Source organism: Actinoplanes sp. DH11, from assembly GCF_020873875.1.
In the GTDB taxonomy this organism is placed as follows: domain Bacteria; phylum Actinomycetota; class Actinomycetes; order Mycobacteriales; family Micromonosporaceae; genus Actinoplanes.
The window spans coordinates 268,858-292,318 of sequence record NZ_JAHWGU010000006.1 but is presented as its reverse complement, the minus strand read 5'-3'; the positions used below and the strand labels follow the sequence as shown (position 1 = coordinate 292,318).

General features: G+C 74.0%; 18 protein-coding genes. 3 read left to right on the top strand and 15 right to left on the bottom strand.

What is annotated here, in order from left to right; all coding sequences use genetic code 11:
* Positions 1 to 140: 140 nt before the first annotated feature.
* The 6 genes from LPA41_RS11715 to LPA41_RS11690 all read right to left on the bottom strand — a co-directional run bounded on the left by LPA41_RS11715 (position 141) and on the right by LPA41_RS11690 (position 10,354).
* On the bottom strand, positions 141 to 1,493 hold the full coding sequence (locus LPA41_RS11715; RefSeq protein WP_229070187.1) for a M1 family metallopeptidase: 1,353 nt from the start codon (positions 1,491 to 1,493) through the stop codon (positions 141 to 143).
* On the bottom strand, positions 1,490 to 5,383 hold the full coding sequence (locus tag LPA41_RS11710) for a Pls/PosA family non-ribosomal peptide synthetase (protein ID WP_374238149.1): 3,894 nt from the start codon (positions 5,381 to 5,383) through the stop codon (positions 1,490 to 1,492). The genes LPA41_RS11715 and LPA41_RS11710 overlap by 4 nt, the downstream gene beginning before the upstream one ends.
* A 129-nt stretch (positions 5,384 to 5,512) precedes the next feature.
* Complete coding sequence (locus LPA41_RS11705; protein ID WP_229070185.1) at positions 5,513 to 6,355, bottom strand: cytochrome c oxidase assembly protein; 843 nt, start codon at positions 6,353 to 6,355, stop codon at positions 5,513 to 5,515.
* A 14-nt stretch (positions 6,356 to 6,369) separates the two neighbouring features.
* On the bottom strand, positions 6,370 to 6,849 hold the full coding sequence (locus LPA41_RS11700) for a DUF2243 domain-containing protein (protein ID WP_229070133.1): 480 nt from the start codon (positions 6,847 to 6,849) through the stop codon (positions 6,370 to 6,372).
* A gap of 85 nt (positions 6,850 to 6,934) precedes the next feature.
* Entirely contained in the window at positions 6,935 to 7,465 is a 531-nt protein-coding gene (locus tag LPA41_RS11695; protein ID WP_229070132.1) for a GNAT family N-acetyltransferase, read from the bottom strand.
* Between the two features lie 153 nt (positions 7,466 to 7,618).
* On the bottom strand, positions 7,619 to 10,354 hold the full coding sequence (locus LPA41_RS11690) for a DUF6493 family protein (protein ID WP_229070131.1): 2,736 nt from the start codon (positions 10,352 to 10,354) through the stop codon (positions 7,619 to 7,621).
* Positions 10,355 to 10,508: 154 nt separating this feature from the next.
* Here LPA41_RS11690 and LPA41_RS11685 point away from each other — a divergent pair, with 154 nt between their 5' ends.
* Positions 10,509 to 11,411 (top strand): phosphatase PAP2 family protein, encoded by a 903-nt coding sequence (locus LPA41_RS11685; RefSeq protein WP_229070130.1) that lies wholly within the window; start codon positions 10,509 to 10,511, stop codon positions 11,409 to 11,411.
* A 7-nt stretch (positions 11,412 to 11,418) separates the two neighbouring features.
* Here LPA41_RS11685 and LPA41_RS11680 read toward each other — a convergent pair whose 3' ends face one another.
* The 7 genes from LPA41_RS11680 to LPA41_RS11650 all read right to left on the bottom strand — a co-directional run bounded on the left by LPA41_RS11680 (position 11,419) and on the right by LPA41_RS11650 (position 20,145).
* Positions 11,419 to 12,726, bottom strand: a complete 1,308-nt coding sequence (locus tag LPA41_RS11680; RefSeq protein WP_229070129.1) for a hypothetical protein — start codon at positions 12,724 to 12,726, stop codon at positions 11,419 to 11,421.
* Between the two features lie 32 nt (positions 12,727 to 12,758).
* Entirely contained in the window at positions 12,759 to 14,234 is a 1,476-nt protein-coding gene (locus LPA41_RS11675) for a sigma-70 family RNA polymerase sigma factor (RefSeq protein ID WP_229070128.1), read from the bottom strand.
* A gap of 221 nt (positions 14,235 to 14,455) precedes the next feature.
* A complete protein-coding gene (locus LPA41_RS11670; RefSeq protein ID WP_229070127.1) occupies positions 14,456 to 15,814 on the bottom strand; it encodes an endo-1,4-beta-xylanase in 1,359 nt (452 codons plus the stop codon).
* A 172-nt stretch (positions 15,815 to 15,986) separates the two neighbouring features.
* Positions 15,987 to 16,619 carry a response regulator transcription factor gene (locus tag LPA41_RS11665; protein ID WP_308036544.1) on the bottom strand — a complete coding sequence of 211 codons (633 nt, stop codon included), beginning with the start codon at positions 16,617 to 16,619 and terminating at the stop codon, positions 15,987 to 15,989.
* On the bottom strand, positions 16,616 to 17,803 hold the full coding sequence (locus tag LPA41_RS42945) for a sensor histidine kinase (RefSeq protein WP_229070126.1): 1,188 nt from the start codon (positions 17,801 to 17,803) through the stop codon (positions 16,616 to 16,618). The genes LPA41_RS11665 and LPA41_RS42945 overlap by 4 nt, the downstream gene beginning before the upstream one ends.
* Positions 17,800 to 18,987 carry a DUF418 domain-containing protein gene (locus LPA41_RS11655; protein WP_229070125.1) on the bottom strand — a complete coding sequence of 396 codons (1,188 nt, stop codon included), beginning with the start codon at positions 18,985 to 18,987 and terminating at the stop codon, positions 17,800 to 17,802. Before LPA41_RS11655 ends, LPA41_RS42945 begins: the two co-directional genes overlap by 4 nt.
* A gap of 147 nt (positions 18,988 to 19,134) precedes the next feature.
* Positions 19,135 to 20,145 (bottom strand): S9 family peptidase, encoded by a 1,011-nt coding sequence (locus LPA41_RS11650; RefSeq protein WP_229070124.1) that lies wholly within the window; start codon positions 20,143 to 20,145, stop codon positions 19,135 to 19,137.
* Between the two features lie 29 nt (positions 20,146 to 20,174).
* On the opposite strand from LPA41_RS11650, the gene LPA41_RS11645 reads away from it, so the two are divergent.
* The gene (locus LPA41_RS11645) at positions 20,175 to 20,738 is read left to right on the top strand and encodes a GNAT family N-acetyltransferase (protein ID WP_229070123.1); all 564 of its coding nucleotides are present in this window, start codon (positions 20,175 to 20,177) and stop codon (positions 20,736 to 20,738) included.
* A gap of 2 nt (positions 20,739 to 20,740) precedes the next feature.
* A complete protein-coding gene (locus LPA41_RS11640; protein ID WP_229070122.1) occupies positions 20,741 to 21,613 on the top strand; it encodes a PaaX family transcriptional regulator in 873 nt (290 codons plus the stop codon).
* On the opposite strand, the gene LPA41_RS11635 is transcribed toward LPA41_RS11640, so the two are convergent.
* Both LPA41_RS11635 and LPA41_RS11630 read right to left on the bottom strand, forming a co-directional pair.
* The gene (locus LPA41_RS11635; protein WP_229070121.1) at positions 21,562 to 22,233 is read right to left on the bottom strand and encodes a pyridoxamine 5'-phosphate oxidase family protein; all 672 of its coding nucleotides are present in this window, start codon (positions 22,231 to 22,233) and stop codon (positions 21,562 to 21,564) included. The two genes, LPA41_RS11640 and LPA41_RS11635, sit on opposite strands and share 52 nt — an antisense overlap.
* 177 nt (positions 22,234 to 22,410) lie before the next feature.
* Positions 22,411 to 23,433: a DUF418 domain-containing protein gene (locus LPA41_RS11630; protein WP_229070120.1), complete on the bottom strand. Its 1,023-nt coding sequence runs from the start codon at positions 23,431 to 23,433 to the stop codon at positions 22,411 to 22,413.
* Positions 23,434 to 23,461: the final 28 nt, after the last annotated feature.

Here is a 23,461-nt window from a genome sequence, read left to right as displayed (position 1 = left end):
TCGCTAGCAGATCAACATCTCGCCCGCCTGGGACGGCGCGGCCGGCGCCACCCGGGGCAGAATCCGCAGGCGGCCATGCTGCTGGGTCAGCATGACCTGGCGTACGCCGTCGCCCTGATCGACTGCCAGATGGCGCGCCGCTACCCCGGCGAACCGATCCGGGGCAGCGGGGGCAAGGTCGGGTGGTCGAGCCAGGCGTCGAACAGGTCGTCCAGAGGGCGCGCGGAGAAGCGGGCGGCGTGCTCGCGGAACTGGGCGGTCGTCACGGTGGCGTGCCGGTGCTCGGCCACCCAGGAGCGCAGCAGCGCGAAGAACGCCGCCTCGCCGATCCGGGCGCGCAGGGCGTGCAGGGTCAGCGCGCCGCGCTTGTAGACCACCGGGTCGAACATCGCGTCCACGCCCGGGTCGGCGACGGTGATGCGGGCCGGATGGGCCGCGACCCAGGCGTGCCACCGGGCGGCGTGGGCGTCCGCGGGCGCGTCGCCGGAGACGGCGGACCAGAGCCATTCGGCGTACGTGGCGAAGCCCTCGTTGAGCCAGATGTGACTCCAGTCGGCGACCGTGAGGCTGTTGCCGAACCACTGGTGGGCGAGTTCGTGCACGGCCAGCCGTTCGTGGGTGCGCCGCCCGTCGACGTGATTGCGCCCGAAGACGGCCATCCCCTGCGCCTCGATCGGGTCGTCCAGGTCGTCGTCCGCGACGACCACGACATACTCCCGGAACGGGTACGGGCCCAGCATCCGCTCCAGAGCGATCATGATGTCGCCGTGCCGCCCGAAGTCGTGCCGGAACGTGGTGCGCAGCCGGGGCGGCACCGCGGCCCGCTGGACGACCCGGCCGGTGGCCAGCGGGATCAGGTCGTACCGTCCGACCTGGACACTCATCAGGTAGGGCGAGGTCGGTTCGGTCCGCTCGTACACCCAGGTGGTGACGCCGGCACCCCGGCGCCGGCCGACGAGGTCGCCGGTGACCACCGCCGTGTACTGGGCGGCGGCCGTCAGCGACACCAGGAAGGTGGCCTTGTCGTCGGGGCGGTCGTTGCACGGGAACCAGGACGGCGCGCCGTTGGGCTGGCTCGCCACCAGGGCGCCGTCGGTCAGCTCGTCCCAGCCGATGTCACCCCAACGGCCGGGGATCGGCATCGGCTTGCCGCCGTACCGGATCTCGACGGTGAAGATGGCGCCGTACCCGATCGGTCTCTCCGGCCTGATCCGCAGCTTGTGCGGCCGGTGGTCGAACTTCGCGGGCCGGCCGTCGACCCGGACGTCCTGCACCCGGAACCGGCCGAGGTCGAGGGTGAACCGGGACAGCGGCTGCACCGCCCGCGCCGTGATCACCGCCTTGCCGGCGAGCCGGTTGGATGCCACCCGGTAGTCGAGCTCCAGGTCGTAGTGCACGACCCGGTACCCGCCGTTGCCGTGCGCGGGCAGGTACGGGTCGGCCGAGCGCTCGGCGCCGGGTGTGGCGCCGAGCGGCGAGGCGGCCGGGGTCACGGCCGCCGTGCAGCCGTCGCCGGCCAGGTCGCGATCGGGTTGCCCAGCCACCGGCTGTCGGCGGGCACGGCGTCACCGCGGGTGACGAGCGAACCGGGTCCGACCGTGGTGCGCGCGCCGATGCTCGCGCCGGGCAGCACAATCCCGTGCGGGCCGAGTGTGGCGCCCGCGCCCAGAGTCACCTCATCCATGGCCATGATCCGATCATGGAAGAGGTGGGTCTGCACCACGCACCCCCGGTTGACCGTCGCACCGGGGCCGAGCCGCACCAGGTCGTACTCGGGCAGCCAGTACGTCTCCAGCCAGACGCCGCGGCCGATCCGCGCGCCGAGCGTGCGCAGCCACAGGGTCAGCGCCGGCGTGCCGGTGACGAACCGGAACAGCCACGGCACGGCGAACGCCTCGACGAACGTGTCGGCGAGCTCGTTGCGCCACACGAACGACGTCCAGAGGGCGTGCTCGGTGGCCCGGAACCGGCCGACCAGCAGCCACTTCGCTGCGGTCGCGGTCAGCGCGGCGACGACCGCCGCAGTGAGCAGGACCGGCCCGGCGGCCAGCGCCGCCACCACGTCGCCGGCGCTCTCCCGGATGGACGCCAGCGCGGCCAGGACCAGGACGACGAGCGCGGCGGCGCACATCACCGGGATGATCCGGCACAGTTCGATCGCGGCTCGGGCCAGCTTCAGCCGGAGCGGCGGGTCGTAGGTGCGGCCGGCGTCGGCCGCCTCGACCGTGCGGCGCAGCGGCATCGGCGGCGCGCCCAGCCACGACGAGCCCTTCTTGGCCTTGTGCGGTGCCGACGACAGCACCCCGACGAGGCCGCGTTTCGGCACCGACCGGCCGGGGGCCGCCATCCCGGAGTTGCCGAGGAACGCCTGCTTGCCGATCCGGGCCGGGGCGACCCGCAACCAGCCGTGGCTGAGCTCGTACGTGGCGACCATCGTGTCGTCGGCCAGGAAGGCGCCGTCGTCCACGGTCGTCATGGCCGGCAGCGCCAGCACCGTGGACGCCTCCACGTTGCGGCCCACCCGGGCGCCGAGCAGCCGCAGCCACACCGGCGTGAACAGGCTGGCGTACATCGGGAACAGCGCGACCCGGGCCATCCCCATCAGCCGCTCGGTCGTCCACACCTGCCAGGCCACCCGGCCCTGCACCGGGTGGAAGCCGGCGCGCAGCCCGACACTGAGCAGCCGGACCGCGACCAGCACGAACAGCGCGTAGCCGAGCAGGTAGGTGACGGCGGCGAGCGGTGCGGCAAGCAGCGCGGCGCCGACGTCCGGGCCACCGGCGACGGCCCGGCCGAGCAGGGCCAGCGCCGGCAGCGCGGCCAGCACCGGGACCAGGCCGAGCAGCTGGGCGGTCAGGCTGTAGGCCGCCACCCAGAACTGCCGGCCCAGCCGGGAGCGCTCCGGGCGCTGCGCCGGCCAGCCCTCGGCGTCCTTGGCGGCGACCGGGACGGCCGGGGACCCGGCCCAGCGGCGGCCCGCCGGCACCGCACCGGTCACGGTGGACCCGGCGGCGATCTTCGCGTTCTTGCCGACGCGCGCGCCCGGCATCAGCGTGCTGCGGGAACCGACCCGGGCGCCGGCGCCGACCCGGACCATGCCGATCCGGACGACGTCACCGTCGACCCAGTAGCCGGACAGGTCGACCTCCGGCTCGATCGCCGCGCCGCGGCCCAGTTTGAGCAGGCCGGTGACCGGCGGCGCGGAGTGCAGGTCGACGTCGCGGCCGATGCGCGCGCCGAGCGCCTTCGCGTACGTGATCATCCAGCCGGCGCCGGCGACACCGTTCGCGCCGGTCAGGTCGGCGAGCCGTTCGGCAGCCCACAGCCGCACGTGCACGCCGCCGCCGCGCGGGTACTCGCCGGGGCGGACCCCGCGCAGCAGCAGCCGGGCCCCGGCGGCCGCCACGGCGATCCGGCCGGCCGGGCTGAACAGCGCCGCCCAGCCCGCGGCGATCCACCACCAGGAGACGTGCGGCGCCCAGCCGGCCAGGTTGCTCAGCGCGGCGAGCACCACGAACCAGCGCAACCCGACGAGCACCAGCATCGGCAGCATCAGCAGGGTCTGCAGCAGCCCGGCCCGGCGCGGCGTGGGCCGGACGTCGCGGCGGACCGTCGCCTCCGCGCCCAGCGCCTCGACCACCGCGACCATCTGCGACAGCCGCGGGTTCTGGTAGACGTCCGCCACCGACACCCGCGGGTACGTCCGCCGGATCCAGCCGACCAGCTGCGCCGCGTTCAGGCTGCTGCCGCCGCTGCTGAAGAAGTCGGCGTCCCGGTCGGCGGGCCGCACCCCGAGGATCTCCTCCCAGCCGCCGGCGAGCCACTCCTCGGCCGCGGAGAGCTCGGCCCCGGTGCCGGCGGTGGCCAGCGGCCAGGGCAGGGCCGCCCGGTCCACCTTGCCCGAGGTCCGGGTCGGCAGCGCGTCCACCACGGCCAGCAGCGGGACGAGCGCGGCCGGCAGCTGCTCGCGGATCCGCGCCGTCGCGGCCGGCAGGTCGAATTCGGCGTCGTGCGGCACCAGGTAGCCGACCAGTAGCTGGTTGCCCGCGGCCGTCCGCTTCACCGCGGCGGCGGCGCCGGCGACACCGGGCAGCGCCTGCAGCGCGGCGTCCACCTCGCCCAGCTCGATCCGGCGGCCGCCGAGTTTCACCTGCTCGTCGCCGCGGCCGAGGAACAGCAGACCCTCGGGTTCGGCGCGGACGATGTCACCGCTGCGGTACGCCCGCCGCCAGTCCAGCGACGGCAGCGGCGCGAACTTCTCGGCGTCCTTGCCGGCGTCGAGGTACCGGGCCAGGCCCACTCCCCCGATGACCAGTTCACCGGTCCCGCCCATCGCGACCGGCTCGCCGGCCGGGTCGACGACGGCCAGCTCCCAGCCGGCCAGTGGCAGCCCGATCCGCACCGGGCCCTCGCCGGTCAGCCGGGCCGCGCAGGCGACGACCGTCGCCTCGGTCGGCCCGTACGTGTTCCACACCTCACGACCCTCGACCGCGAGCCGTTCCGCCAGCTCCGGCGGGCACGCCTCCCCGCCGAAGATCAGCAGCCGGACGTCCTCGAGCGCCTCCACCGGCCAGAGCGCGGCAAGTGTCGGCACCGTGGAGACGACCGTGATGCGCTGCTCGGCCAGCCACGGGCCCAGGTCGACGCCGCTGCGCACCAGCGAGCGCGCGGCCGGCACCAGGCAGGCGCCGTGCCGCCAGGCCAGCCACATCTCCTCGCAGGACGCGTCGAAGGCCACCGACAGGCCGGCGAGGACGCGGTCGTCCGGCCCGAGGGCCTCGGTGCCGTCGTCGACCAGGAAGAGCTGTGCCTCGGCGTCCACGAACGCGGCGGCGGCGCCGTGCGACACCGCCACCCCCTTCGGGGTGCCGGTGGAGCCGGACGTGAAGATGATCCAGGCGTCGTCGGCCGGTCCGGGCCGTCCGGGGCTGCCCTGCGGGGTACGGCGTGCCGCCACGCGCAGGCCGTCACCGAGCACGGCACAGACCCCGGCCTCGTCGAAGACCAGCTCGGCCCGCTCGTCGGGGTCGTCCGCGTCCACCGGCACATAGGCGGCGCCGGCCGCCAGCACGCCCAGGATCGCCAGGTAGAGCTCCGCCGACCCGGACGAGATGCGTACGCCCACCCGGTCGCCGACGCCGACGCCGTGCCCGCTCAGCGTCACCCGCAGCGACTCGACCCGCTCGGCCAGCTCGCGGTAGGTCAGCACGGTGCCGCCGGCGTCCAGGGCGCGCGCCGCCGGATGCTCCCGCACGGTGGCGTCGAGGACGTCGAGAAGGGTGCGGCGCACCGGCGCGGACCGGGACCGGAACACGGCCGGCGCCTCCGGGGGAAGGGTGTCCTCGGCGAGCTCGATCAGTCGCAGGTCAGTGGTCACGGTCACCGGGCGCACTCCATCTCCACCCCGGGTTCCGACTCCGGCCAGGGCAGCGTTCAAAACTACGGGTACGCGCGGGTGAAACGCGGCTCAACGAGGATTATCGTGTCCACCGACACATCCGTGGTCGCCGCGTCAGCCCAGGTCAGGCGTGCCCGTCCGGATCTCCTCGGGCAGCCGCCACGGCGCCCGCGGCGGCCGGGTGCTGGGGATGCGCGGCCCGGCGGCCCGCTCCCGCCGCCGGGGGTCGGTCGCCTGGTACCACTGCCGGCAGAAGATGACGATCAGGACGAGGTCGACCAGGTCACCGCCGTAGTACATCAGTTCCGCGCCGGTCCGGCCCGCCCCGTCCGGCACGCCCGCCGGCGGATACCCGTACAGGTGCTTGGCGAGGATCGCGTGTGCGGCCAGGAAGGCGACAAGCGCGGCCGCCCTGATCCACCGGTTCGGCCGGTGCGGCGCGGGGTCGACGCCGATCACGGCTGCGGTGAAGACGTAGCCGGCGGCGAGGATGTGGGCGTGCACTGCCACATGCACCCACGGGTGCTCGCCCATCGCCCGGTAGAGATCCGTGGTGTAGAGCAGCCACAGTCCGCCGCCGTTGAGCACGGCCGCAGCGACCGGATGCGTGACCACCCGGACCGGACCGCTGCCGAGCAGCCGGGACAGGGCCCGGGCGGACCCGGTCGGCAACGCCCGCAGCGCCAGGGTGACCGGCGCGGCGAGCACCAGCAGCATCGGCGCCGCCATGCCGAGCAGCAGGTGCCCGGCCATGTGCGCGGTGAAGTCGTGGTGCGCGGCGGCGGCCAGCGGGCCGACCAGGGCGGCGCCCGCCGCGACCAGCCCGGCCAGCCAGCACGCGGTGCGTTCGGGCGGCCACCAGCCGCCGCGGCGGCGCACCGCGCCGGCGCCGGCCAGGTAGGCGACGGCCGCCACCAGCAGTGCCGCGGTGAACAGCGGGACGCTGCCCTGATGCATGGTCGCCACCGGTGTCAGGCGGGCCGCCGCCGGGCCCGGAGCAGCAGCACCGCACCGGCGACGACGAGCAGGGCGGCGATGATGTTCCAGGTCCAGTCGTACGGTGCGATGTCGACGTCGTACCGGATCTGGTGCAGGCGCAGGACCTTGTGCTGCAGCGTGCCGTCGTAGAGCTGGAAGCCGCCGGCACCGATCAGCAGGCCGCCCCACCAGTGAAGGCGGTGGTAGGCGGCGCGGCGGCGCAGGTCGGCGAGCAGGAACAGCGACGCGACGGTGCTGAACCAGCTGAACGCGTGGAACAGGCCGTCGGAGACCAGGCCGGCCGCGGGCGTCGACTTGTCGTAGAAGTGGTGCCAGTGCAGCAGCTGGTGAAAGATCGCCTCGTCGACGAAGGCGGCGACACCGAGACCGAGCAGCACCCCGGACAGCACGTTGCGGCCGGTGGCCGTGGCCGGACGGGCCTCCGGAAGGCTCGTGGGGGTGGCAGCGGACATCGAAGAAACCTCCTGGAGCACGGGTTGGCGGGCATGCCCGATTCACCGCCGCCGAAACCCGGCTACGCCGCCGCGTGCGGCCGCCTCACGTCAGCTCGCCCGCCAGCAGGCCCATCACGAACTTGTCGCCCCAGCGGCCGTCGCGGCGGAAGGTGTGCCGCAGCCGGCCCTCCTCGACGAAACCCACCTTGCGGTAGAGGTGCACGGCCGGCGCGTTCTCCGTGGCGACCGTCAGCTGGATGCGGTGCAGCCGCATCTTGTCGAACCCGAACCGGCAGGCCGTCCGGACCGCGTCCGTGCCGTGCCCCTTGCCCCAGTACTCCTTCTCGCCCAAATAGATGTCCAGGTCGGCGCAGCCCGTCTCCGGCTCGGCGCCGTGCAGCCGGACCAGGCCGATCAGGGTGCCGTCGGCGATCACCTCGACCCCGAGGAGCACGTCACCGAAGTCGTTGCGCGGCCGCTCCTCGGCCAGCCACCGGTGCACCCGGGCCGGTGACTGCGGATAGCCCTCGCCCATCCAGCGCATCACGTCCGGATCGTGGTTCCACCGCCACAACGCCTCCGCGTCCGGCGTCCCCATGGCCCGCAGCTCGACCGTCTCGCCCCGCGCGTTCATGACCACAGTGTGCCGTCGCACCCACGGGCGGCCTCCGGCGGGCCCGGCCGGTTCTGCGCCTTTGCGTCACACGGGCGACTGCGGACCATCCACTTGGTACGGTGCGGAAGTCCCCAGCCATCGGCAAAGGGCATCAATGAGATCGGTTGGCTCTCAGGCGGTGAGCACTGATCGCAGGCGGCGGGCCTCCTTCGTCAGCCGGCCGCTGCCCGGTTTCGCCGCCGCCTCGGTCAGCCCGGGGATGTCGTCGCGGGCGCCCACCTCACCCGCGACCCGGGTGGCGAGCTCCAGCAGGTCCGGCAGACCGCGGGTGCCGTGCGGCAGCAGGGCCGGCAAGGCGGTGACCAGCAGATCCCACAGCTGGGCGCCGGCGCCACCCCGGTGGATCTCGGTCAGGGCGGGCACCACCCGGGTCAGCTTCACCGTGCCGTCGGCACACAGGGAGCCGACTTCCGCACCGACACGGGCACCCAGCGACAACCCGGCAAGATCTCGGCCGCCGGCCTCCGAGCCGGCCACGTCATCCCGGCTGCCCGGGGGCGATCCGGCCAGGGCCGGGTCGGCGGCCAGCAGCAGGAAGGCGTCGACCGCGGCGAGGCGGTCGGTGTCGTGCCGGGCGCCCAGCACGTAGGCCAGGGCCAGAGTCATGGCCGGTCCGATGGGGCCGGAACACTCGGCGAGCAGCGGCAGCGCCTCGGAGCCGCCGCGCTCGTCCACGTCGGCGAGCGAGGCCAAGACCGGCAGCACCCAGGCGGCCGTCACCTCCCGGTGCTGCGGCAGCACCGCGACGGTGATGTCGGCCGGTGCGGAGAAGTCGTCGGGGTAGTAGACCGGTGCGTCGCTGCGGGACAGGTTGACGAGCAGGTCCTCCACCAGGGTGCCCTCGCCGCCGCCCCGGGCCTGGTCGAGGTTGACGACGACGCGCCGGAGCAGGCGCGGCCACCCACCGTACGCCTGCCTTCCGCTCCTGCCGATCTGCTCGAACCGGGTGCTCACCGGGTCGGGCAGCCCACCGTCCGTCAGCCAGGCGGCGAACTGCCGGCCGGCCGGCGACGTCAGCTCCGCGGCCCGGGTCACCACGTCGGTGCCGGTGTGGCGCGGGACGCGCAGCAGGGCCTGCTCCAGGTCGATCGGCCACGGGTGCCATCCCTCGCGTTCGGCGCGGGCCAGCCGGTCCAGCAGGACCTCGGCGTCCAGGGTGCCGTTGACCCGGGTCGGTGTCGCCAGCAACGCGATGACCGGTCGTGCCGCGAACCGGTCGCCCACCTCGCGGATGCGCAGGTCGAGGACCTTGCCGGGACCGCCACGCAAGGATTTCCGCTTGCCGCTGCCGAAGAGCCAGGTGTCGCGCAGCGTCTCCGGCAGCGACTGCTCGCCGGCACCGGCGGGCTTGGTGGTGGCCCGGATCGCCGCGCGCATCGCGTTGCCCAGCAGGGTCGACCGTAGCCACCGGCCGTGCGAGCCGGCCTCGGGCCGCAACTCGTTGTGCCGGTCCAGGACCGGCCGCAGGGTGCCGGCGACCGGCACCCCGGCGGCGGGCAGGGCCACCAGGGCGGCGAGCACCCGCTCCCAGCCGACGGCCGTCTCCTCGTGCAGCAGCGCGACGATCTCGGCGGCCAGCTCGGTGGCGTCGGTGATCGGCGGCGGCATCGCGGCGGAGGGTGCCGGCGGGGCGAGCGTCGCCACGGCGGGCGCGCCGGGCACCGGCGCGTCAGGCGCCGGCACGGCCACGCCGAACAGCCCGGCGGCGCGGGCCGGCAGGTCGCCGGAGAGCGTGGCGGCGACGTCGGCCAGCCGCGCGGCGGTGTCGTCGTCGAGCCGGGCACGGTGCCGCTCGATCAGGGTGAGCGCCCGCTCCTGCACGTCGAGCGTGGGGTGCCCGAACGCCACCGCCACCGTCTCCAGGACCTCACCGGCCCGGTCCGGCTGGCGGCGGACCACCCGGTCGAGCCAGGACAGCTGCGCCTTGACCAGGATCTTCTCGCTGCGCAGCAGGGTGGCGGCGCTGACGTCGAGAAGCGTCTCCAGCTCCAGCCGGCCGGCGTCGTCGACGCTGCGCAGGGCGCGCTGGGCGATCCCCGCGAGGGCGGACGGTGCCTCGGCCAGCAACCGGGCGTAGTCGCCGGCGTGCTCGGCCATCTCGTCGGCGGTCGGCGCGAGAACGTCGTGCAGCTGCGTGAACGGCCGCAGCATGGCCGGCCGGTCGCCGCGGATCAGCCGGTCGAGGGTGGCGGCGTAGATCTGCGCGCGGTCGAAGCGGCCCTCGGCGACGAGTTGCCCGACCAGCGCGGGAAAGCCGTCGAGCAGCCCACCGCCCAGGCCGCCGACCTCGAACACCGCAGGGAACAGCACGTCAAGGAACGGGCTGGACCGCACGGCGTCGGCGAGCGGCCGGCGGCGGCCCTCGCGGAACTGCAGGTGGCTGAGCCAGCCCCGGACGAAGCTCTCCGACCTCGGTGCCAGGTGGGGCGTCCCCTCGAGCATCGCGGCGACGAACCGCCACGGGTCGGACCAGCTGTCCCGGGCAGGCAGCCGGCCGGCGAGCCGCACGCCCAGGTCGGGCAGCCACGAAATCCCCCGCGCCTCGACGATCCTGCGCACGCAGGGCAGCGGCACCTCGTCCCACGCGTCGCGCATGCCACGCCGGGTGAGCACGGCCGCCGCCCGCGCGGCCGACGGCATGCAGGCGAGCGCGGCCAGGGCGTAACCGGCGTCCCGCTGCGAGCCGCCCGACCACCAGTCCTCGGAGCGGGTGCGCTTGACGGCCGCCTCCAGCTCGGCGGCGAGCGCCTGCCGCTCATCGTCGCCCAGGGCGATGAGATGCCCGGTGAGCTGCCCATATGCCGGCTTGCGGGCCAGCTCGTCCAGGGTGGTCCAGGTAAGGCTCATGGGCCGACCGTCACTGCGCGGTGATCGATGAGGTTGTGCACCGGAAGCGAGAACATGCCGGAGAATGTAGAGCGCGGGTACGACAATCCCCGGCTTGACCGCGAACCTTACGCTCAGTCACGCGCCAACGCTTGGAGGCCGGCCACGTATGACCATGCTGAGGACTGAGGACGTGCGCGACCCCACCGTCCGGCGACCCGGCGCCGGTCACCTGCTGGCACCGTTGCTCGCCGGGGTGCTCGCCGCCCTGGGCACGCTGGCGACCATCCACGTGTTCGTCCGCACCATCTCCGGGCAGTGGCTGGACACCGCCGCCATGCTGGGCACCGACGTCCATCACGCACGGGTGGAGCAGCTGCTCAGCCGTACGCTCGATGCCACCACCCTGACCAGCCTCGTGCTGGTCTGCGTCGTCGCCGCCGCCGTCGGGGTGATCCGCCGGCGACCCGACCTGGCGCTCGCGGCCGCGGTCCTGGTGCTGGCCGCGAACGGCACCACCCAGATCCTCAAGGACCGGTTGCAACGACCGCCGTTCGACGGCCTGGACTACCCGAACTCGCTGCCCAGCGGCCACACCACGGCGGCCGCGTCGGTGGCCTTCGCCCTGGTGCTGGTCCTGCCCGAAGCGGTACGCGGCACGGCCGCCCTGGCCGGTGCCGGCTACACCGCGGTCATCGCGATCGGCACCGTGTGGGCGCGCTGGCACCGGCCCAGCGACGCGATCGCCGCCCTGCTGATCGTGCTGGGCTGGGGCGCGTTCGTGGTACTCGTCGATCGTCTGCTGCGCTGGCGCAGACGGACCCGGCCCGGCCGCCCGAGCCGGCTCACCACGCTGCCGCTGCTGGTCACCGCGGCGGTCACGACGCCCGTCACGGTGCTGGGGCTGCTGCTCGGCAAGACGTCCGAGGCGATGGTGACCACGCCGGAGCCGAGCCGGCTCACCTTCCTGACCGGCGCGGCCGGCATCGCCGCGGTCGTGTCGATCGCGTTCCTGGTCTGGCTCTGGCTGGCCGCCGACAACCGGCCGGCAGCCGGCCCGGACGCCGCCCGGGAGTGAGCCCCCGCTATCCGAGGTTCCAGGCGGCGGGGCGGATCGTGCCGGCGGCGTCCTGCACGTTGGCGATCAGCAGGCCGGCGTCGGTCAGCTCCACCACCGACCGGACGTTCCAGCCCGCGGGTGCGGGCAGCGGCGTCCGCGTACCGTTGCGCCAGAGCGTCATCCGGTTGCCGCCGTCACCGGTCTCGGCAAGGATCACCATCCGGCCGCCGCGGGCCGCTGCCACCCCGCTCGCGGCGCGTTCGCCGTCCGCCAGCGACACGGTCGTGACCTGGTTCGCGGCGTTCCAGTAAGCCGCGGTCCGGTTGCCGCCGGCGTCGGTCAAGAAGCCGGCGACACCGCCGTCGGCGGCGAGGTTGTTGACGGTCTGGCCGTAGGTGCAGATCAGGCCGCCGACCGGCTGGCCCTGCGTGGCCTGGGAGAGAACGACGTCAGTGCCGGGCACACCGCCGACGTGCCGCATCACGATGTATCGGGGCACCCCGGCGGTGAGGCTGTACCCGCTGGCCACCACGCTGCCGTCGGCCTGCACCCGGGAGACGCAGGCGGGCCCGAGGTACGCGGTGCCGAAGACCGGCAGCTGGACCGTGGCGCCGTCGTGCCAGAGCACCGGCTTGGCCGTGGTGCCCTGCCCGACACCCGTGAAGACGGAGACCAGGGCGGTGCCGGACGCGCCGATGGAGACGACGTACCGGCGGTATCCGGCGTCGAGTTCCGGTGTCCCGCTCAGCGGCGTGCGTACGCCGGCCCGGCTCACCAGCTCGGCCTGCCCGGAGATCACCTCGGGGCCGGCCGTCGCCACCCCCCAGGTGCCGCGCGGCCCGACCGCGCCGGCCTCGCTGCGCGCCTCGCCGATCAGCGTGGCGTGCCGGCCGTCGAGTGACCAGCGTGCCGCCCGGGTGACCCCGTCCAGGGTGACCTTGCCGGCCGGCTCGCCGAGGTCGGTGAGGCCGCTGACGCTGCCGGAGGTGGCGCCGGCCGGCAGGGCGAGCCGCTGCCGCTGCCAGCCGGCCCGGGGCAGCCTCGCCCACCGGTAGGGCGTCTCGACCAGGGATTCGATGGTGCCGTCCGGGCCGATCCGGGTGACCCGTGCGGTGCCGGCGACGACACCGAGCGGCGACACGTCGACGGCGCTGACGGCGTGCTGCTCCCCCGGCGCGACCGCGGGAATCGGCAGCAGCTCACCGCGGACCGCCGGACCGGCCGCCGCGGCCGCGGGCGTCGCGGCGCCGGTGGCGGCGAGGGCGCCGACCAGGGCGATGGAGGCGGCGACGCCGCGGGCCAGGCGGGCGGCGGACGCCCCGGTATCGGTCATCGCAAATATCTACCACGGTTCATCCAGCGGCGTCATGCTCCGGCGAGCACGAAGGTGGACTCCGCCACGTACCCGGTTCCGCTCTCCTGCGGATCCAGCCGCAACTGCCCGCCGCGAACCCGCACGAACCGGTCCGGATAGTTCGACGAGGTGAACCGGACGGTGCCGGCGGCCGCGCCGGGCCGGGCACAGAAGGTGGCGTCCTGCCGGAACAGCCGGCCGGTCTCCGGCCTGCTGAGCTGGAGCTGGAAGGAGGCGTGCCGCACGTACCGGCCGTCGGTGGCGCGCATCGAGACGCAGCGGCTGTCGGCGATCCCGGGGACCACCGTCACGGCGACCGCCGGGACACCGGCGGCAACGACCAGGTATTCCGCGTCCAGCGCGACGACCTGCCCGGTGGACGCGGCCGGGCGGAGTGTGGCCGGGCCGAGCGGCACGGACCCCGCCGGGCTCGCCGAGACCGCCGGCTGCGACGCGTGCGGCGCCTCGGGCTGGGCCAGGAACACCCCACCGGAGACGGCGGCGCCGATCGCGACGACCGCTGCGGCCTTGAGACCCGCGGCCTTGCTGATCCATCCCGCGCCGGCGGCCTTGCCGGCGCCGAGCACCTCGGCCGCCGTGCCCGCACCGCCGCCGAGCACCCCGGCGACCTTTCCCGCACCGAGCACCCCGGCCGCCGGCAGCAGCACCAGCGAGCTGCCGAGCACCAGGCGCTCCACGGGGACGAGCCCGGAGCGCAGCGGCCCGCACCGCTCGCAGTCGCGCAGGTGCCGGGCGAACCGCTTGCGCCACCGGGTGTCCGGCATGCCGTTCCAGCCCGCGGTCAGCGCCTCCAGTTCGGGGCACATCGGCTCGGCCTCGAGCGCGGCCACCAGGTGCCGCCCCAGTTCGAGCTGGTGGCGCATCCGCTGGATCCGCACGCGCGCGTGCGCCGAACCGATCCCGAGCGCCGCCACCACCTCGGCCCGGTCGAGCCGGCCGGTCAGCTCCTGCCACCACAACCCGACCAGTTCCTGGTCGTCGGGGTCGAGCCAGCGGGCGGCCTGCGCGACGTGCCGGCGCTGCGCGGACAGCCCCAGCCGCAGGATCGTGACGTCGGCGAACTCGGCGTCCGGGTCCGGGATGTGGGTGGCGTCGTCGAGCGAGGTGGTCCGGTCCCGGTCCAGCTGCCACGACCGCAGCCGGCTGCTGATCTGGCGCATCGCGATGGCGACCAGCCAGGACCGGAAGCTGGCCGGGGTGCGCAGCGCGGGCAGGTCCCGATGCGCCCGGAGCACCGTCTCCTGGACGACGTCGTCCACATCGGCGTGTCCCTCCAGCGCCCGGCCCACGATGCGGTAGAGCATCGGCAGGTGGGCGGCCATCAGCGCCTCCGCGGCACGGCGGTCACCGGCGCGGGCCGCGAGGACCAGATCGGTCAGTTCGCCGCGATTTTCTGTTACGGCGCCGGGCCCGCCGGAGTCTCCCAGACGGGCGTGGCGTCCGGCCCCGCTGCCACCCGTCGACACCCACGCCTCCACACGCCCCGCCCTTCCCTTTCGACGTGCACCGATGCTACCGGCAACAATCGCGAAACAGAGCGGAGAGATTGGCCTTTCATCGGGTACGGAATTCGCGCTCGACAATGATGCGTACGGTCGTTTGTCCGGCGCCCCGGAAATCAATTGCCGAAACGGGTGTGCCCCGGCCCGCGGGGAGCGGGCCGGGGCACCCGGGACCGGCGACGCGCTCAGCCGACGGCGCAGGTCGGTGTGGCGGCCGGTCCGGCACCGGTGCCCTGGAAGCCGAACTCGGTGTACCCGCCGGCCGGGATCTGCCCGTTGTAACCGGCGTTGCGGAAACTCACCGCACCGCTGGTGCCGGTGTTCGCCGCGTTCCAGGTGCTGGTCACCGCGCTGCCGGCGGGCACGGTCACCCCGACGGTCCAGCCGTTGACCGCGGCCGGCCCGGCGGTCACCCGGACGGTCGCGACATAGCCGCCGTTCCACGTGTCGAGCGTGACCCGGGCGCTGCATCCGCCGGTGACCGGCGGGCTGGAACCGGTGACCGGCGGGCTGGAACTGGGTGAGCCCGGCGTGGCCGGGCCGCCCGCGTTCAGGGCGTCGAGGACAGCGGTGTACGCGGGTTTGCGGTTGCCCGACGCGTCGAACAGCAGCGGGTTCTGGCCGGTGCGCCAGGAGTCGGAGTCGCGCAGGCCCCAGACTGTGATGCCGGTGCAGCGCGCGACGGCCAGGCAGGCGCGGGTCACGGCGGCGAAGATGCTCGCCTGGTCGCTGCCCTGCTGGACGTCGAGCTCGGTGATCTGGACGTCGACGCCCAGGCTCGCGAAGCGCTGGATGTTCTGCTGATAGGTGGGGTCGAGGCTGGTGCCCAGGTGGGACTGCAGGCCGACGCAGTCGATCGGGACGCCGCGGGCCTTGAAGTCACGGACCATGGCGTAGATGCCGGTGGACTTCGCGTTGATGCCGTCGGTGTTGTAGTCGTTGTAGCAGAGCTTGGCGCCGGGGTCAGCGGCGCGGGCGGCACGGAAGGCCGCCTCGATCCAGTCGTTGCCGGTGCGCTGCAGGTTGGAGTCACGACGGCCGCCGCTGCCCCCGTCGGCGAAGGCCTCGTTCACCACATCCCACGAGTGGATCTTGCCGCGGTAGTGCGTGGCGACCTGGGTGACGTGATTGATCGCGGCGGTGCGCAACGCGGTGCCGGAGAGCCCCTGCGCCCAGCCCGGCTGCTGTGCGTGCCAGAGCAGCGTGTGACCGCGTACGGTCATGCCGTTGGCCTGGGCGTGGCTGACGAGCCGGTCGCCGTTGGTGAAGGTGAACCGGCCCTGCTGGGGTTCGGTGGCGTCCCATTTCATGTCGTTCTCGGCCACCAGCGACGTGAACTCGCGGTTGACGATGCTCATGTAGGGCGCGTCGGTGAGCCGGAAGGCCGAGGTCGCGACGCCGAAGTAGCGGCCGGTCTGTGCGGCCGAGGCGCCGAGCGTGGTGGCCGCCTCGGCGGTGCCGATCACGGAGATGCTCGCCGCGACGACCGCGCCGGCGACGGTCGCCGAGAGCAGCGCGAAGCGACCCTTCCTGGGGATGTGCATGACGATGGAAGCCTTTCCTCCGATGGCGGCAGGCCCATTCTCGGGGGAATTCATGGGCGCCAATACCGCTGGAAAGCACGCTACGGGAGCGCTCCCACGTGCTCAAGAGCGGCGTTTGTCGACAGCCTCCCGTTACGGTTTTCCCGCACCGGGAAACAGCGAGCCGGACAGGTCAGAGAATTCCGCGCCGATGCGCTGCCGACACCGCCGAGGCCCGGTCCGGAACCTCCAGCTTGGCGTAGATGTGCAGCAGGTGCGTCTTCACCGTGGCCTCGCTGATGTGCAACGCCGCCGCCGTCTCCCGATTGGTGCGGCCCTGCGCGACGAGGGACAGCACCTCCCGCTCGCGCCCGCTCAGCGGCGACGCCGTGGTGGGCCCGGCCGGGCGCACCCGGGACAGCAGCAGCGCCGCCACCGACGGCGACAGCACCGACTCACCGCGCGCCGCCGCCCGCACCGCCCGGAACAACTCGTCGCGTGGCGCGTCCTTGAGCAGGTAACCGATCGCGCCCGCCTCGATCGCCGGCAGCACGTCGGCATCGGTGTCGTGCGTGGTCAGCACCAGGATGCGGGTCGCCGGGACACGTTCCAGCAGCAGCCGGATCAGGGCGCCACCGCTGGGTCCGGGCATCCGCAGGTCGGTCAGCACCACATCCGGGCGCAGCGCGTCCACGACGGTCAGCGCCTCCACGCCACCGGCCGCCTCACCCACCACGGTGAAGTCGGACTGGGTGCCGAGCATGCCGCGCAGCCCGTCGCGCACCACCGGATGGTCGTCCACGACGACGAGCCGCAACGCCGTCACCGGTCCGCCCCGATCACCGGCACGGTCACGCTGAGGACGGTGCCGGCGCCCGGCGCCGACTCGACGTCGACCGAGCCGTTCAGCGCGGCGGCCCGCTGGCGCAGCGCGGTCAGCCCGAACCCGCCGGTGTCCGCCCCCGCCACGAACCCGGTCCCGTCGTCACGCACGTCGAGCACCAGCACATCCTCCATGTACGACAGGGTGAGGTGCACGTGCCGGGCGTGCGCGTGCCGGCCGGCGTTCGACAACGCCTCCTGGGCCGCCCGCAGCAGCGTCACCTCGACCTCCGAGTGCAGCGGCACCGGCGTCCCGGTCACCGTGACCTGCGCCGGCACCCCGTACTGTGCCGTCCAGCCCGCCGCGGCCTGCCGCACCGCGTCGCCGAGCCGCGCACCCTGCAACGGACCCGGTCGCAGCGCGTCGATCGAGCGGCGCACCTCGTCCAGGCTGGTACGAGCCAGCGTACGGGCGGTGTCGAGCCGCATCCGGGCGTCCGGTGCGGGCAGTTCCCCGACGGCCTCGAGTTGCGTGACGATGCCTGTCAATCCCTGCGCCACGGTGTCGTGGATCTCCCGGGCCATCCGCGCCCGCTCCTCGGCGACACCGGCCTCCCTGGCCCGCACCAGCAGCAACTCCTGCAGCCGGGCGTTCTCCGCGGCCATCGCGACGAGCTCACTGTTGGTCTCGCGCCGCCGGATCGCCTCCCGCTCCATCGCCCGGACCATCGTGCCGAACAGGGCCGCGAGCGGCGCCACCACCCCGAAGGCGGTGAGCACCTCCCTGAGGTCGGCGCCGTCGGCGAGCAGCGGCGGCACGGTCGCCGCGACCACACCGAGGTAGGCCCGCCAGCCCGGCAGCGCCACGAACGCCAGGACGAAGCAGGCCGGGCTGAACAGCAGGAACGCGTCGCTGCGGGTGAGCAGCAGGGTGGTGAGGGCGAGCACGCCGGCGAAGTAGACACCGTTGACCCAGCTCCATCGATCCCACCGATGCGGGTGTGCCAGGACGAACCACCAGTGCCACACCCCGAGCACCGCGGCGCCGGCCAGGGCGACCGGATCCGGGCCGTCGGTGGCGACCGACACCCCACAGACGACGATCAGCAGACCCAGGGGGGCGAGCGCCCACGCCAGGTTCCAGCGGTGTTCGCGCTCGCGCCCCAGCTGCTCCTCCACCGACGTCACTCCCCCATCTTCCCCGGCCCGCTTCCCGCCGGGCGGTAGGTCAGCCGCCGCAGCAGCACCTCCGCCGGGCCACGCCGGCCGCGCCGCCGCATCACCTCGGCGAGCAGCACCGACACCAGCCACGTCCCGAGAGCCAGCAGGGCCACCTCGGCGGTGCCGAGCCAGGCGCCCAGACCGAGGGTGTACGGCATCAGCAGCGCCACGAACACCACCGACTGCACCAGGTAGAAGGTGAGCGACCGCTGCCCGAGGGCCGCCAGCGCCCGCACGACCGGACCCGGCCGGTCGCCGGCCCGGAGCGCGACCAGGCCGATCAGCGCCGCGTACCCCAGCCCGCCCGCGACACCCGTCACCGCGTGCAGCGCGGAGATTCCCCACGCCGATCCGGGTGTCCAGAAGTGACCGGCCGCCAGTCCCGACGGCAGCCCACCGGCCACCGCGACGACCAGGCCGACGACCGCGGTCCGGGCCAGCAGCGGCCGGTGCGCGCCGGGGTCGGTAAGGATGCCGCGGCGCGCCGCCCAGACGCCGACCAGCACGGCGGTGCCGACCCCGAGCACCCCGAACGGCGTCATCAGCCATTCCAGCGGGTGCAACAGCAGGGCCCGGAACGGATCAGCGGTCTCGAACGACCAGAAGAAGGTGCGCTCCCCCGTCGACGGCATCGCGTATGCCGCGCCCTGCACGACCGCGACGAGCACCAGCCACAGGCCGGCGGCGGTCAGGAGCTTGCGGTCCGAGGCGCCGAGCACGCCGGCCAGGATCAGGCCGACCAGGCCGTACAGCCCGAGGATGTCGCCGGGGAACAGCAGCAGCGCGTGCACGAGACCGAACACGATCAGCCAGCGGCTGCGCCGCCTCAGCAGCCGCCTGGCCTGGTCCGCGGGCAGGCCGGCGGTGGTCTGCCGACGGAAGATCTGGACCATGCCGTACGCGAAGAGGGCGGCGAACAACGGGTACGCCCGCGCGTCCACCAGGGTCACGGTGAGCACACTGACGATCCGGTCGGTGAGGCCGCTCTCGACGATGTGCTGGCGGAAGCCGTACGGCCGGCCGTAGAGGTAGATGACGGAGTTGGCGAGCGCGATCAGGGCCAGCATGAGGCCTCGCGCGAGGTCGGGGGCGAGGGCCCGCTGTCCGGTGTGCACCGGCCCGGCCGGTGCGTGTGCGGCGATGGGTGTCATGACTACAGCCTGTTGTCGCGCCGCCGGCACCGAATCAACCGTTGCACCGGCCACCCGCATCCACCGCCACCACGCCCCGATCCACCGATCGGTCGATGTGCCGGCGTCGCCGAGCCCGGACGCATCGTCCGCCACCGGTGCGATGGATCACGGCCGGGCCTCCAGGTAGGCCCGATAGGTGCCGAGGACGCCGTCCGCCAGCAGGGCGCGTGGCCGGAAGAGCGCCGTGACGAAGCCGGCCACCCGGGAGTCCTCCATCACCGGCGCCGCCATCGAGTGGGCCGCGTCGAAGTGCTCGACGCGCACCGCCGGGCCCAGCGCCTGCCGGTACGCGGCCTCGGTCTCGGCGATGTCGACGTTGCGGTCGTGCTCGCCCAGCATCAGCAGCACCGGGACGCCCCGCCGGCCCATCGCCCGCAGGCCCGCCGTGGCGTCGGCGGTGTGGTTGCGCAGCACGAAGGCCCACCGCCCGGCACTCATCGGCTGCGGGTCCCCGGCGGTGTCCACGTAGGTCCGGTAGCTCGCCCCCTCGGCCAGCAGCCGCCGGGTCCGGTCGCTGACGGCGACGGCCCGGTCCCGTTCGGCGGCGCCGGCGCCGGCGTGGTCGAGTTCGGCCAGCAGGTTGAACCGGCCCTGCCGCAGCCAGTTGACGGCCGGGCTCACCGCGACGACCGCGGCGATGTCGTCCCGGCGGGCGGCGACCTCGGGCAGCACCCAGCCGGCCTGGCTGGCGCCCCACAGCACCACCGGGCCGGTGGGCACGTCCGGCCGGCCGCGGGCCCAGTCGATGACGGCCGACGCCTCGGCGGCGCGGTCCGCCATGCTCTGTGCCAGCCAGTCGCCGGTGGACGCGCCGACGCCGGGTTTGCTCCAGGACAGCGTGACGAACCCCGCGTCGGCGGCGGCCTCGAACCACGGCCGGTAGAGCCCGTCGTGGGTGGCCTCGACCGGGCCGTCTCCGTGGATCATCACGACCAGGCCGCGAGCGGTGCCGCCGGCGGGCCCGGCGAGCACCGCGTCGAGGCTGCCGCCGGGCACCGGGACGGTCGTTCTCGTCTCCGTCAGCCGGTAGTCGTTGCCTGCCAGAACCGCCACCACACCGGCAGCGAGCAGCACCAGTACGGCTGCCACGATCCGCATACCTATCTTCTTTCGCACGTTCGTAGCCTACAAGATAGGATCTGGGCATGTCCTTCACCGAGTCCGAGCGACACCGCGTGGGTGCGCTCTACTGGGCGGCGTTCGGCCGCAAGCTCCGGCCGGCCTTCGGCAGCGACGAGGTCGGCGCGGCACTTGTCACGGCCACGCTGCGACCCGACCGGATGCTCGTCGCGCGTGACGGCGGCGAGGTGACCGGCGTGTGCGGCTTCCACCAGGACGGCCACGGCGCCGCCGACCTGACGTGGCGGCGGTTGCGCGACGAACTCGGCCGCGCCGCCGCGGCCCGCGCCTGGCTGACACTGGCCCCGCTCGACCGCCGCGAACACGACGGGGTCCTCACCCTCGACGGCATCTGCGTCAGCGCCGACCGCCGGGGCCGGGGCATCGGGTCGGCGTTGCTGGACCGGGTGGCCGAGCACGCCGCCCGGCACGGCCGGCGGTGGGTGCAGCTCTCGGTCGTCGACACCAACCCGCGCGCGGAGGCGCTGTACCGGCGCCACGGCTTCCGCGTCGTCGAGGAGGGCTCCGTCGGGGCGCTGCGCCGGCTGTACGGTTTCGAGCGCTACCGGACGATGCGAAAGAAGATCTGACCGTGCCGAACACGTGGACACCCGCACCCCGCACGGTGATCGAGGCCTTCCTGCCCGCCGACGGCGAGGCGCCGCTGCGCCTGATCTACGACACCGCCAACGCCGCCGGCATCGAGGACCAGCCGCTACGCCTGGCGATCCGGCGGATGCTGACCGCCGGCGAGGTCACCCGGACCGGCCGGGGCCGATCCGGCGGCCTCGGGCTGACCCCGGCCGGCCGGGCGCGGCTGGACCGCGACCGGCTCGGGCTGCACCTGGCCCTCGACCAGGACCGCGGCCGGGCGCGCTGGGACGGGAGATGGCACCTGCTGGCCGTCAGCGCCCCCGAGTCCGAGCGTGCCCTCCGGGACGCGCTGCGGCGTGACCTCGCCGAGGCCGGCGCGGCCGCCGTCTCGACCGGCCTCTACGTCAGCCCGCACGACCTGGGCCCGCTGCTGCCGCCGGGCGGCGCTGCCAACCTGGTCCGCGCGACGGCCACCGGCCTGGACGTGCGCGGGACCACCGACGACCGGGCCGTCGCCGAGTTGCTCTGGCCGGCCGCGCCGATCGTCGCCGGCTACGCGGCGCTCGAGCAGGCCCTGGCCGAGGACGACCCGCCGGCCAGCAACAACCCGCCGGCTGCGGACGGTCCACCGGCCGGGAGTGACGTGACGGCGGTGCTGGTCCGGCAGATCCGCCTGGCCGATGCCCTGGACCGGGCCATGCGCCACGACCCACTGATCCCACCGGAGCTGCGCGCGGCACCCTGGCCGCCGAGCCTGGTCCGCCGCGCCTGGCTGGACGCCTGGACCGCGCTGACCGCCCGGCTCCCCGCGGAGACGCTCTACCGCGGCTGGCTGACGGCCGGGAGCAGGGGCGGCGCCGGTACAAAGTAGTCGCTCTTCTTGATCTGCGCCTCCGACCGCGGCACCTGCGCCTCCGACCGCGGCACCTGACCCTCCGGACGCGGCATCCGACCCGCCGCGACCGGCACCCGCGACCCCGAGCCCGGCCCGCCGCCGGCCCGGCCGCGTGGCATCCGTTCCATCCGCGGGATGTGCTTCGCGCAGTGGATGTAGGCCTGCCGCACCCGGGCGACCACCCGCAGCCGCGTGCGCTGCCCCGGCGGCGTGCCCGGCCGGTCGTCCGGGTCCTCGACGATCTCGGCGGTGCCGTTGACGTGCAGCCCGATGACGTCGTGGAAGTCGATGAACAGCAGGCCGACCTGTGGGTTCTCGGTGATGTTGCCGAGGCTGGCCAGGACGCCGTTGCCCCGGTACTCCGGCCAGCTGACATGCTCGGCGTCGAGCACCCGGACGAATCCGGGCGGCCCGGCCCGGAACGTGCTGTCGCAGTCACCGCTCGCGTCGGCCGTGGCCAGGAACATCATCTCCTGCCGGCCGATGAAGTGACGCATGGTCTCGTTGAGGTGGTCAAGGGTCTGCCGGGCCTCGAAGGCGTCGGCGCGTTCCCGGGTGCCGAGCCGGTCCTGCAGACGTCGCTCACCGTGGTTCATGCTGGCCCTCCTGCTGCCGCCGGATAACCTGCGCCACAGTTTCGTACCGTAGTCATTCAGTTGCACAGAGTTGCAACTTGCAGCGAGCCAGGATCCGGGCCCTGATCCTTCTGACATCGGCGCAGCATCCAGGCGGTCCGCCAGGCACCGACCACTCCGGACGGTGGTAAACGCATGTCACCCGATCGAGGGAACAGGTTGGCGCATCGGGGCCAGCTGCCACCACGTCAGGCAGCGCCACACCCACTCCGCAGGACCGTATCGGAACACCCGCAACCACCACGCGCTCCACCCCGCCTGCACCACGATGACGCCCACGGTGAGACCGATGACCGCGGACCGGTCCGCCGTGCTGCCGATACCCAGCAACGAGCCGAAGACCAGGAACAACACGGTCGCGCTGAGATAGTTGGTGAGCGCCATCCGGCCCATCGGCGACAGCACCGCCGACAGCGCCGGCCCCAGCCGCGTGCGGAGCAGGAGCAGGAGACCGCAGCAGTACGCGAGACCGGTAACGATCCCAGCGAGCGGTGCCAGCAGACCCACCCCGCCGCCCGGCCCGCCGAGCACGTTGACGACCGGCACGTCCGCACCCCGCACGGCCGCCACGGTCCAGGCCACGCTCAGCGCCGTGCACACGGCGAACGTGACCGCGACCCGGCCGGTGCGGCGCTCCAGGGCGGCCGGGACATCGAGCATCGCCAGCGCGTAACCGAGGGCCAGCAACCCGGGGATCGGACCGTACCCGACGACCAGCTGGGCCCCCGCCAGGAGCAGCACCAGCGAGATCACCAGGGCCACGCGGCCGCCGAGAAAGCTGAGCGGCAGGAGAACGAGCAGACCACCGACGGCGTACGCGGTGAGCACCTCCCCCGGATGCACGACGAAGTGGAGCGCCCCGATCAGCAGCAGCACCACGAGACGGCGGGCCAGCACCAGCCGTGGCCGGTCGGTGCGCAGTGCGGCGCGGCGCAGGAAGATGCCGAACCCGACACCGAACAGGATCGAGAAGATCGGGTAGAACCGCTCGTAGAACAGCAGCTGCACCGCCGTCGGCATCTGCCCGGCCGTCCCGGCGGCGGCACCCCGGAACACCACCTGCTGATAGATGTTGATGATCATGATGCCGCACAGGGCGAACCCGCGCAGCGTGTCGAGCGCGTGGATGCGCGGCCCGGCGGTGGACACGTCGTCGCTCATGCCGTCCAGTCCACCGTGGGCGCCGAGC

Coding starts and splice junctions, on each gene's coding strand:
- LPA41_RS11680 (WP_229070129.1), bottom strand. CDS start 12,726: ATGACCGATACCGGGGCGTCCGCCGCCCGCCTGGCCCGCGGCGTCGCC.
- LPA41_RS11705 (WP_229070185.1), bottom strand. CDS start 6,355: ATGCATCAGGGCAGCGTCCCGCTGTTCACCGCGGCACTGCTGGTGGCG.
- LPA41_RS11645 (WP_229070123.1), top strand. CDS start 20,175: ATGTCCTTCACCGAGTCCGAGCGACACCGCGTGGGTGCGCTCTACTGG.
- LPA41_RS11630 (WP_229070120.1), bottom strand. CDS start 23,433: ATGAGCGACGACGTGTCCACCGCCGGGCCGCGCATCCACGCGCTCGAC.
- LPA41_RS11700 (WP_229070133.1), bottom strand. CDS start 6,849: ATGTCCGCTGCCACCCCCACGAGCCTTCCGGAGGCCCGTCCGGCCACG.
- LPA41_RS11670 (WP_229070127.1), bottom strand. CDS start 15,814: ATGCACATCCCCAGGAAGGGTCGCTTCGCGCTGCTCTCGGCGACCGTC.
- LPA41_RS11695 (WP_229070132.1), bottom strand. CDS start 7,465: ATGAACGCGCGGGGCGAGACGGTCGAGCTGCGGGCCATGGGGACGCCG.
- LPA41_RS11655 (WP_229070125.1), bottom strand. CDS start 18,987: ATGACACCCATCGCCGCACACGCACCGGCCGGGCCGGTGCACACCGGA.
- LPA41_RS11690 (WP_229070131.1), bottom strand. CDS start 10,354: ATGAGCCTTACCTGGACCACCCTGGACGAGCTGGCCCGCAAGCCGGCA.
- LPA41_RS11685 (WP_229070130.1), top strand. CDS start 10,509: ATGCTGAGGACTGAGGACGTGCGCGACCCCACCGTCCGGCGACCCGGC.
- LPA41_RS11635 (WP_229070121.1), bottom strand. CDS start 22,233: ATGAACCACGGTGAGCGACGTCTGCAGGACCGGCTCGGCACCCGGGAA.